An 11,440-nucleotide genomic window follows, 5' to 3' on the forward strand; every position below is an offset into this window, starting at 1 on the left:
ACTATGGTAAAAATTGTAGGATTTAAGACCTTTGAAAGAAAAGATGGGTCAGAGTTTTGTGCATTAATTGTACAAGGAGGAATTGAAGCTGTAAAAAGCAGTGAAACAGGAAGAACTTATTTTACAGCACGTAAAGTAAATGTCAGTTGTACTTTTGATGAAGAAATGTGTGAAAGTTTAATTGGTTCAGATTTTCCTGGTAGTATTAAAAAAGTAGAGGTAGAAGCATATGAGTATGCAATACCAGATACTGGGGAGTTGGTTATACTTACACATAGTTATCAATATGTAAGTGAAGATGAAAACGTTGTTAAAAACAATGTAGTGGAAAAAGAATTGGTTTTATAAACTAATTTTTTAAGTTAAGATAGAATAAAGAGTTTACAGAGATGTAAGCTCTTTTTTTATGTCTTTTTTTTAGTGAGATAATCTCATTGAATTTAATTATAAACAATAATATTTAAAATTATGCAATTACAAAAAGCAAAAAGGCACCAAGTAAAATTAAGATTAGGATTGTCTGGTGCATCAGGTTTTGGAAAGAGCTATTCCGCTCTTTTATTAGCCTATGGAATTACAAGAGATTGGACTAAAATAGCTGTAATAGATACAGAAAATAATAGTGCTTCCCTGTATTCTCATTTAGGGGATTTTAATGTGGTTTCTTTAAATCAACCTTACAGTCCAGAGCGATATATAGAGGCTATAAGGCTATGTGAAAAAGAAAACATGGAAGTAGTTATAATAGATTCAATCACTCATGAGTGGCAAGGAAAAGGAGGTTGTTTACAAATACACGAACAATTAGGGGGTAGGTTTCAAGATTGGGCTAAAATTACGCCTAGACATCAAGCTTTTATAGATGCTATTCTACAGTCAAAATGCCACGTAATAACAACAGTTAGAAAGAAAATGGACTATTCTATGGATAGGGATTCAAGTGGTAAAACAAGGGTGGTGAAACACGGTTTAAAGGATATTACTCGTGAGGGTTTTAGCTATGAATTAACCGTTGATTTTGAGATAATTAATGAGAACCATATGGCGAAAGCAACAAAAGATAGAACAGGTCTATTTATGGACAAACCAGAGATTTTAATTAACAAAGGAGTTGGCAAAATGCTAATAGATTGGTGTAATCAAGGAGTTTCAATTGCAGATGCTAAAAAGGAAATAGCAGAATGTACAACTGTTGAAGGTTTAAGACATTTATATCAAAAGTATTCAAGTCTTAAAAAGGAGTTGAACGATACTATTTTAAATCGTAAGCAAGAGATTGAAAACGTAAAATCTATGGTTATAGAAAGCAAAGAAATTATTAACAATAATAAAACATCAGAAAATGGAATTAGTAGCTAATCACCAAGTAGAAAGTATGATTGAAGATACTAAAAACTTAGTAAAGAAATCATCTAGTAAATTTATAGAAGCGAATACTGTAGAGGTAAGTTTAAATCATCTTAGAGAGGAATGTATAATCCCTGTTTTTGCAAAAGATAACGAAACTACGTTATCACATTTTCAATTTATTGATGCTACCAAAGAAATTGCAGAATCTACGTTTAATGGAGTGTTAATAATGCCTTCTATAAGGGTTTCTCATCAAATTAAGGGAAGAATTCCTTCAGCAATTGGGAAGTCTGTAAAAGAGCTCTTAGAGCATGAAAAAACTACCTACTATGAACGTATGGCTTTTATGATGGAGATACCAAATAGACAAATAGTGGTAAATAATCAGATACTAAATTTATCTATTGGAGGTGTGAGAGCGTACAATAAGGAGAACTTATTTTCAAAGAAATCAATAGAAAAATTTCAAGTTTTTATTGGTTACGAAAACACGGTTTGTACAAATCTCTGTATTGCTACTGATGGTTTGAATTCTGAAATTAGAGTTAGTAGTATTCAGGAATTACAGGAAGCTGTTAAGAACCTGATATATAATTACAATCAAGAAGCTCATATTGATAAGTTAGAAAGATTAAGTAATTATTATTTAGATGAAAAGCAGTTTGCTCATTTAATTGGCAAAATGCGGATGTATCATTTTTTATCTAAAATAGAGAAACAAGGTAAGTTTCCATTGCAACTAACAGATTCACAGATAGGATCAGTTGTTAAGGATTATTTTACAGACGACAATTTCAAAAGGTCAGAAAATCAAATTAGTTTATGGAATGTTTACAATCTTTTTACTGAAGCAAACAAGTCGTCATACATTGATTCTAATTTAGAACGAAACGTTAATACACACGAGTTTATACAAAACCTAGCTAATTCTATTGAAAACAGGACACCTAACTGGTACCTATCAACATTATAATATAGCTATTTTGTATAAACTGATTATTAACCTAGTGTAAAATAATGGAAATGGATGATGAAGAATTAGCAGACTTATTAAAATATATTTCTCCTTTTGAGATTTATATTGTGAATTCAGAAAATGAATTAGAATGTTTAAAATGCCCTTTTAAAGTTAGAGTGAAGTATAATATTGGTGTTTTGGTAAAGAATGAAATTGTTTTAGTAGACAAAGTTAAAATAACAAAAGACCTACTATCTGTTTATGTGATTAGAAATCAATCTTATTATTGCTATCATTTTATACTTGTTTAAATATAATGGGAGTCTATGTTGTATTTTGAATATTCAAACTTTTGAGACTTTTCCTCCTATATAATTAAAGAAATACTGAAAAAGTTTAGCTAAAGTATACACAACATATTGGAATATAATATATGTTGTGTATTTTTATAAAAAAAACTTGTCAGACTTGACGAGTCAACTTGTCAACTTTTTAACAGATGAAAAAGAACATAACTTTTAAAGACATTTTAATTCCTGAAAATTTTCTTGAATTACAGAATCAATACAAATCAACAGATAATAAAAACTTAGGGAATAGAGATTTTTTTCAAGAAGCCCAAATAGAAGATTTTAGTGTTTCTTATTTTAATTTTAATTTTGAAAACGTAACATCCAAAGAGGTTGAAGTTTTTTTTTATAAAGATTATTTAAAACCACAACTGATTGAAATACACGAGGTGTTTATGCAATCTTTTCAAAATGAAATGGATAGACTTAATTTAAATAAAGGTGATGTAGATTTATTTTGTAGTCAGAAAATTAATGATTTATTGAGTTTTGAAAAGATTCTCCTAAATTGTTCTTATTTATCTAATGATATTAAAAATTTAATTGCTTCAAATATAATTTTTTGTTTAGATCAGATTCAAGAATTTAATTTTAACAAAGAGGTTTTAACTGGAGATAAAATGAGCTTTAATTTAATAAGACAAGATGTTCTTGTTTTATTTTTTTTACTTAGAGAAAAAAAACATATTAAATGGCATAGTAATTCAGAATTAAAAGTTTTATTAGAAAATAACTTTATGTCTTATGATGTAAAAACTGAAAAGCATATAAACTTCAAAGTTGGTAAAAATAATTTCTCAGATTTTAAAAGTGGTAGTAGAACTATAAATCAATCAGTAGAGAGGTTAAGAAATATTTTTCAAGAAAAAAACTTCTTTGATATCACTTAGTTTTATTAGGGGTGCGTTACTTTATCCCCCACTAAATTTTCCTTCCAAATATACTTTTGCAACAGCAAGAGACAAAACTGTCCGTTAAGAATAGTTGCTATAGAGACTCAACAGCAAATCTAACACAGTTATTCCTTTGTGAAAATAATAATAAATTTAAAAGTATTAAAAATGATTAAAAAGGAATCTCCATTTTGGAGTTATGATGAAGGAAGTCTAAAAATATCACATTCAAAGTTATATGATTTTTTAGCATTACATGGTTTTATGAGGTTAAAATTGTCGCCTACAAACTATTTGTTAGTAAATGAAAAGAACAATATAATTGAACTATCATCCGAGGATGAAATGATAGGACTTGTTGCGAATTATTTGAGAAATAATGGTGAATATAAAGTTTATGAGACTTTTGTAAAAAGTGTTGGTCAATATATATCTAATAAAAAATTAAGCTTTTTACCATTAGGTGAGTTGCCAAAAGATAGAGATAGTAAGGATACAGGTGTTTTTTATTATAAAAACTGTTATTGTATAGTTTCTAAGGATGGAATTGACGTGAAAGATTATAGTGAGTTACCATATGTTATATGGAGAAATAGGCTTATTGACCATAACTATAAAGAAGACAAGAGTGATGTAATTGGACAATTCCACCAGTTCTGTAACAATATATCTAAGAATGATATAAATAGATTTTTATCATTAAAAACTATTTTAGGGTACTTGTCACATAGGTGCAAAACCAAGGATGAGTCAAAAGCTATTATATTTTATGATGAAAATATGCTTTTAAATGATAAAACAAATGGAGGTACAGGTAAAACTCTATTATCTGTTGCTTTATCTAAAGTTAGAGATTTAGAATTATTTGATGGAAAATCTATAAAAGCTGAGAGTTGGTTTAAAAATCAAAGAATAAACTTGACAACAGATATTATTACATATGATGATCTAAACAAAGCCACAAGCTTAGAGTTGTTTTATTCCATGATTACAACTGGTGTTGAGGTAGAGAAAAAAAGGAAAGATGCATTTTACATTAAACATGAAGAGTCTCCTAAAATTATAATTACTTCAAATTATCCAGTAAAAGGTCCAGGAGGCTCATCTGATTTAAGAAGAAGGTTTGAATTTGAAGTTGCAAATTACTACAATGAAGAGTTTACACCTGAAATAGATTTTGGTAACAGGTTTTTTAACGATGCTTGGAGTGTTGATGAATGGCAGAAATTCTATTATTTTTTAATGGAGTGTTTAATGGAATATTTGAAGCACGGTTTGGTTGAAGCACCTTCTATAAACCTTGAAGAAAAGAAATTAGAGATGAATACTTCTAAGGAGTTTGTTGAGTTTGCTAATGATTTTTTTGAATTTAACAAATGGGAGGATAAAAGAGAAGCCCAAGAGTTATTTCAAGGTTACTTTCCTGAAGTAGGATTTTCTGCTCACACATTTAAAAAATGGATGGATGAGTTTTGTAAAGATAATGATGCGAAATTAGAAATAAAATCTACTGGTGGTAACTACTTGTTTAATATGGTCAAAAGTGCAGAGGATGAAAGTGATATATAAAGTAACAAATAAGGAATCAGAAGAAGTCTATATTGGGGCAACTTCTAAAACTTTAGAAGAAAGAAAAAAAGACCATTTAAAAAAGTCTAAAAAAGGCAAGAGTTATGCATTTCAAAATGCGATCGCTACTTATGGAGCTGATGCTTTTAAATGGGAGCAGATTGATACAGCAATCACAACAGATGAATTAGCAAAAAAAGAAAAAGAATATATTTTAGAATATAATTCAAAAGAAGAAGGCTATAATTCTGATAGTGGAGGTGGAATCCAAAAAACAGTTTATCAGTATGATATTATAACAGGAGAATTAGTAGACAGTTACTCTAATTTGACCATTTCAGGAGCTGTAGTCGGTTTAAATAAGCAAGACTTGTCAAAGATTTGTTTAAGTGTTAATAAGGTCTGTAAAGGCTTCTATTGAACTTATGACTTTATAGATGAGTTTATTCCTTTAACAGATAAGAGGAGAAAAAAGATACATCAATATTCTATACAAGGTATCTTTATAAAAGAATTTAACTCTGTGTCTGAAGCATCAAAATTGACAGGGTGCAATAAAACAAGTATAGCCAAAGTTAGCAGAGGTGAACGAAATAGTTGTGGAGGTTTTATTTGGAAGTATTTATAGAATTAATTAAAAAAGAAAGGTAGTTTAAAAGCTACCTTTTTTAAAAATAAAAAAGTCCTACCGAAGCAGGACTAAAGATTTTCATCTACGGCATATAGCCTTATTGTGATAAGATTAAAGATTAGAAATTTTAATCTGTATCAAATATAGGAAAAGTTTTTTTATTTTAACTATTATCTCTAACTTTATGAGAAAATAAAATTGCTATAATTATGACAAAAATACTTGGACTAGATTTAGGTACCAACAGTATTGGTTGGGCTATTGTTGAAAAAGATAATAATGAAAAGGAATATAAATTAATAGATAAAGGAGTTAGAATATTTTCTGAAGGTGTTAATATAGAAGCAAAAACAAGTAGCGAAAGCTCTAAAGCTGCTCAAAGAACTAGCTATAGAAGTGGTAGAAAACTAAAATATAGAAGAAAACTTAGAAAGCTAGAATTGTTAAAAGTTTTATCAGACAATAATTTATGTCCTAAATTAACAGATGAAGAATTAAATCTTTGGAGATATAAAAAAAAATACCCTACTAATGACGACTTTAGGATATGGTTAAGTACCGACAATCAGAATGATAAATTAGAAAGGAAGGAACAAAATAAAAACCCATATGCATTTCGCTTCAAAAGCTCTACTCAAAAACTTGAATTAAACAATGTAATTAATCGACATGAATTAGGACGAGCTTTCTATCATATGGCTCAAAGACGTGGCTTTTTAAGTAATAGGCTAGACACTTCTGATAATTCAATAATTGAAGAAAAAAATAATGAGATTGAAGATATTATTCAGCAATCTAATACTAAAGAAGAGTTATTTCTTGATTATAATAATTTCCTTGAAGCTTATGATAAAACAGACACGCAGAATAAAGCTTTATTTACTTTAGGTAGAGCATTTAAAACCATTTTAAAAGATAACGCAAATGAAGAACTAGTTTCTTTAAAAGAAAAATTGTTAGAACGTTTAAATCGTAAGGAATTTTTAGGAAAAGTTAAAAGTGCAATTAATAATTTGTCTGAAAAAATTACGGAAGCTAATTGTAATACTTTAGGTGAGTACTTTTATGGATTGCATATAAATGGACAAAAAATAAGAAATAATTACACGCATCGTGAAGAACATTATCTTCAAGAGTTTCATATTATTTGTGATAAGCAAAACCTTTCATTAACATTAAAAAAGGATATTGAAAACGCTATCTTTTTTCAGCGACCATTAAAATCTCAAAAAGGTTTAGTTGCTAAATGCCCTTTAGAAAATGACAAGGCTTGTGTGCCAATATCTCACCCAGCTTTTGAGTTATTTAGAATGTTTAGTTTTTTAAATAATATTAAAATAAAACCACAAAATGAAGATAAATTAAGAATTTTAAATACTGATGAAAAAGCAATTATAAAACCACTTTTTTACAGAAAATCTAAACCTAATTTTGATTTTGAAGAAATAACAAAAAAACTAACCCCCAAGCACTTAAAATCAGGATACTACAAGGATAAGAATGCAAAAGATTTGGATGTTTTATTCAACTTTGGGAACTACACAAATGTTCCAGGCTGTCCTACGATTGCAAATTTAAGATCTGTTTTTGGTGAAGATTGGATAACCTATTTAAATCAGAATTTTACAAAAAAGAACAAAGACAATTCTAATAAATCAGAAAATCAAATCATTGATGCTATTTGGCATGTGCTTTTTAGATTTGATAAAACAGAAAAATTAGAAAAATTTGCGATAAATAACATTGGCTGTGATAAAATTACTGCTTTAAAATTTTCAAAAATAAAATTAAAACAGGATTACGGATCCTTAAGTTTAAAAGCAATTCGTAATATTTTACCTTATTTAGAGAAAGGATTGCTTTACTCACACGCTGTTTTTCTTGCAAATATGAAAACTGTTTTACCAAAAGATATTTGGAATAATGAGAAAGATAGAAAAATCATAAATAATGAAGTATTTTCAATTATAGAAAATTATAATACTTATAAAAATATAGTTGACATTGTTAATGGATTAATTAAAAATGTTAAAAACAATAAGGAAACGTGGAGTGATTCAAATATTTTTGTTATAAATGCTTATAAAAAAGACCTTGATAAAAATATTAAAGAATATTTTGGTTTAAAACTTTGGGATTCATTTTCTGAAGATAAAAAAGAAATGCTTTTAAAAGATAGTTTTACTCTTTTTTCAACTCAAATGAAATTAAATTTTGAACGTGGTCAATTCTTAAAAAAAGAAACATTAGATGAGCGTATAAAAGAGTTTTTAAGAGATAACTTTAATATTGAAGACTATAAACTTAAAAATCTCTATCATCCTTCAGCAATTGAAGTTTATAATAAAGCTAAACGTAGCGATAAAGATGGTAAATTATATTTAGGAAGCCCACTAATATCATCTATTAAAAATCCAATGGCAATGAGAGCATTGCATCAACTTCGAAAAGTTATTAACCAATTAATAAAAGATGATGCAATTGACGAGAATTCCACTATTCGTATTGAAATGGCTAGAGAGCTTAAAAGTTCGAACGAAAGAGTTGCAATAAGGCAATGGCAAAACGATTTGGAAAATAACAGAAAGAGTTATGTTAATGATATAAAAAAATTATATCAAGAACAATGCAACTTAGAGATTGAACCAACACAGGATGAAGTATTAAAATATCAACTTTGGATAGAACAGAATAGAGTTTGTCTTTACACTGGAAAAAGCATAAGAGTTTGTGATTTTATAGGAGCAAACCCAAAATTTGATATAGAACATACCATTCCTAGAAGCAAAAGTTTAGATAATTCTCAAACAAATAAAACTTTATGCTGTTCTATTTATAATAGAGACATTAAAAAAGATAAAATACCAGCAGATTGTGTTAACCATAGAGAAATTTTACTACGAATAAAACATTGGTATGCAAAACATAAAAATTTAGAAGATCAAATTAGAGACATTACCAAAAAAGTTAGGGCAGCAACCACAAAGGAAAATAGAGACAGCAACATTCAAAAAAGAGCTAAATTACGTTTTGAATATAATTATTTAAAGCATAAATATAACACTTTTACAATGACTGAAATTCCAAGAGGGTTTAAAAATAGTCAATCTGTAGATATTGGAATCATTAGTAAATATGGAAACTTATTTTTAAAATCACTATTCACAAAAGTATATCCTGTTAAAGGTAAAACAACATCTAATTTAAGAGATATATGGGGGCTAGAGAAAAAAGAAAGAGTTAACCATGCGCATCACGCAAAAGATGCGGTAGTCGTTGCATGTTGCTCAAAAGACATAAATGATGCTTTAGCAGAATATTACCATAATTATGAAGATTATACTTTTTATGGTAAACAAAAACCATCTTTTAAACATAGAATTCCATGGAAAGGTTTTAATAATGATGTTAAGAATTTTGATAAAAATATATTAATCAGCCATCATACTCCAGATGCTTTACCAATACAAAGTAAAATAGCTATACGTAAACGTGGAATTATTCAGAGAAATGAAAAAAGAGAAATTAAATATAAACAAGGAGATACTGTAAGAGGATCCTTGCATAAAGAAAGTTTTTATGGAGCCATAAAGAGAGAAGTAATCAATAAAAAAGGGGAGTCCTCAGAAATCATAAAATACGTTTTAAGAAAACCATTAGAAAGTTTCTCTGATACAGATTTAAAAAACATAGTAGACGATACCGTAAAGGAAATTGTTTGCAATGCCCGCAAACTAGAAAAAGGATTAAAAAAAGAAATTGAAGGATTAAAAAAAGAAATTAACAAAGTAAATGATGTAGAAGAACAAATTATAAAAGACAAAATTGGAGTTTTATCAAACAAAATTGAAAATGAACTTTATGTATTGCCGAATAAAAACGGAAATCCAGTACCAATAAAAAGAATTAGATATTTTACAACAGATGTTTCAAATCCATTAATAATAAAGAAGCATCGCGATGCTTCAAGACACCAATACAAACAACATTATTTTGCTAAAAATGATGGAAATTATTGTTATGCAGTCTATGAAGGTATTAATAATAAAGCTAAAAAACTAAAAGAATTTAGAGTTGTAAATAATTTTGAAGCAGGCAAATATTTCACATCAAATGAGAGTAACAGTAAGGAAGCATTAGAGTCAAATATTATTGATAAAAACAAAAATATATTGACACTTAAATTTATATTGAAGACTGGCACCTTGGTTTTGTTTTATGAGAATTATAGAAGTGAAGTTCATGATTTAGATAATATAGGAATTTCTAAAAGACTTTATAAAACAGTTGCTATTGAATCTGATGGAAGAGTACAATTTAGACACCATACAATAGCTAAACCAGACAGTGAATTAAAAAAATCATCAAGTGTTAATTTTCAAGAACCTAATGAAAAATTGAGAATATCAAAATCTGGTTTAAACATATTGGTTCAAGGGTATGATTTTGAAATATCGCCCTCTGGAAAAGTGAAATTTAATAATCATTAAAAAAAAGGTTAAGTTCATTGACATATTGCGTAGCTTTATAAGACTGAAATCGCAAATAAAAATTTAGTTTTCTTTGGCTAGTTTTTGTTCAGGTTTGATTAAAGATTAGAAAAAAAGATATTTCATCCGAAGTAATTAATTTGTCTATTGAAGTTGTGGTTTGATTAAAGATTAGAAAAAACGATATTTGAGAGCGTGCAAACCGCACCAACTCAAAAGTTGTGGTTTGATTAAAGATTAGAAAAAACGATATTACCTTTTTTATTATACTTAACTAATTGGTGGTTGTGGTTTGATTAAAGATTAGAAAAAACGATATTCTTTCTAAATTGGTACTACACCAAACCATGGTTGTGGTTTGATTAAAGATTAGAAAAAACGATATTTATGTTTTCGAAATCTTTAGGATGCGGCAAGTTGTGGTTTGATTAAAGATTAGAAAAAACGATATTTTCGGCAGAACGACCAACAACGTACCCACCGTTGTGGTTTGATTAAAGATTAGAAAAAACGATATTAAATGTGATACAATATCTAGTGAGAAAGCAGTTGTGGTTTGATTAAAGATTAGAAAAAACGATATTTACATCAGGAACATTAACATCTACTGTTTGTTGTGGTTTGATTAAAGATTAGAAAAAACGATATTTTACTACTTACTAACGCAACGTTACTTGTAGTTGTGGTTTGATTAAAGATTAGAAAAAACGATATTAGCATGCTATAGGTTCGTAGGCACTTGTACGTTGTGGTTTGATTAAAGATTAGAAAAAACGATATTCAGATAATAGGTGGGATGTTAGGATTCTAGTTGTGGTTTGATTAAAGATTAGAAAAAACGATATTTAGAGCTAAGGATTTACAAGGCAGGTTTACGTTGTGGTTTGATTAAAGATTAGAAAAAACGATATTAATGGGACACAACAAAGTCATCCACGGTAAGTTGTGGTTTGATTAAAGATTAGAAAAAACGATATTTGTTGGAATTGCATTGCCTTGTAGTGAAAGGTTGTGGTTTGATTAAAGATTAGAAAAAACGATATTAGTGTCATGTATAGCTCCTCAGTAGTTACAGTTGTGGTTTGATTAAAGATTAGAAAAAACGATATTGGTATCTATAATAGAACGCAATGCTCTGTGGTTGTGGTTTGATTAAAGATTAGAAAAAACGATATTCGATAGAAATGGCGCTGTTGAAG

Annotated in this window: 9 protein-coding genes and 1 CRISPR repeat array; all 9 genes read left to right on the forward strand. The window is 28.3% G+C overall.

The annotated features are described in order from the left end of the window. Positions 1 to 3 precede the first annotated feature (3 nt). The 9 genes from ES045_RS15200 to cas9 all read left to right on the forward strand — a co-directional run bounded on the left by ES045_RS15200 (position 4) and on the right by cas9 (position 10,241). Positions 4 to 348, forward strand: coding sequence for a hypothetical protein (locus tag ES045_RS15200; RefSeq protein WP_147117130.1), 345 nt, complete (start codon positions 4 to 6; stop codon positions 346 to 348). 120 nt (positions 349 to 468) lie between these two features. Beyond that, positions 469 to 1,359, forward strand: a complete 891-nt coding sequence (locus ES045_RS15205; protein ID WP_147117131.1) for an AAA family ATPase — start codon at positions 469 to 471, stop codon at positions 1,357 to 1,359. Further along, positions 1,343 to 2,323: a DUF3871 family protein gene (locus ES045_RS15210; protein ID WP_147117132.1), complete on the forward strand. Its 981-nt coding sequence runs from the start codon at positions 1,343 to 1,345 to the stop codon at positions 2,321 to 2,323. Before ES045_RS15205 ends, ES045_RS15210 begins: the two co-directional genes overlap by 17 nt. A gap of 50 nt (positions 2,324 to 2,373) precedes the next feature. Further along, the gene (locus ES045_RS15215) at positions 2,374 to 2,619 is read left to right on the forward strand and encodes a hypothetical protein (protein ID WP_147117133.1); all 246 of its coding nucleotides are present in this window, start codon (positions 2,374 to 2,376) and stop codon (positions 2,617 to 2,619) included. A 188-nt stretch (positions 2,620 to 2,807) separates the two neighbouring features. Then, complete coding sequence (locus ES045_RS15220; protein ID WP_147117134.1) at positions 2,808 to 3,548, forward strand: hypothetical protein; 741 nt, start codon at positions 2,808 to 2,810, stop codon at positions 3,546 to 3,548. Positions 3,549 to 3,719: 171 nt separating this feature from the next. Then, entirely contained in the window at positions 3,720 to 5,120 is a 1,401-nt protein-coding gene (locus ES045_RS15225; RefSeq protein ID WP_147117135.1) for a primase-helicase family protein, read from the forward strand. Then, entirely contained in the window at positions 5,104 to 5,541 is a 438-nt protein-coding gene (locus ES045_RS15230) for a GIY-YIG nuclease family protein (protein WP_147117136.1), read from the forward strand. Before ES045_RS15225 ends, ES045_RS15230 begins: the two co-directional genes overlap by 17 nt. Positions 5,542 to 5,595: 54 nt before the next feature. Then, positions 5,596 to 5,748, forward strand: a complete 153-nt coding sequence (locus ES045_RS16870) for an NUMOD1 domain-containing DNA-binding protein (protein WP_223267274.1) — start codon at positions 5,596 to 5,598, stop codon at positions 5,746 to 5,748. A 212-nt stretch (positions 5,749 to 5,960) separates the two neighbouring features. Beyond that, on the forward strand, positions 5,961 to 10,241 hold the full coding sequence (gene cas9 / locus ES045_RS15240) for a type II CRISPR RNA-guided endonuclease Cas9 (protein WP_147117137.1): 4,281 nt from the start codon (positions 5,961 to 5,963) through the stop codon (positions 10,239 to 10,241). 86 nt (positions 10,242 to 10,327) lie between these two features. Next, a CRISPR array of direct repeats spans positions 10,328 to 11,417; the repeat unit is 36 nt; unit sequence GTTGTGGTTTGATTAAAGATTAGAAAAAACGATATT. Positions 11,418 to 11,440 lie beyond the last annotated feature (23 nt).

Origin of the sequence: Polaribacter sp. IC073 (genome assembly GCF_007997075.1) — a bacterium.
Lineage (GTDB): Bacteria > Bacteroidota > Bacteroidia > Flavobacteriales > Flavobacteriaceae > Polaribacter.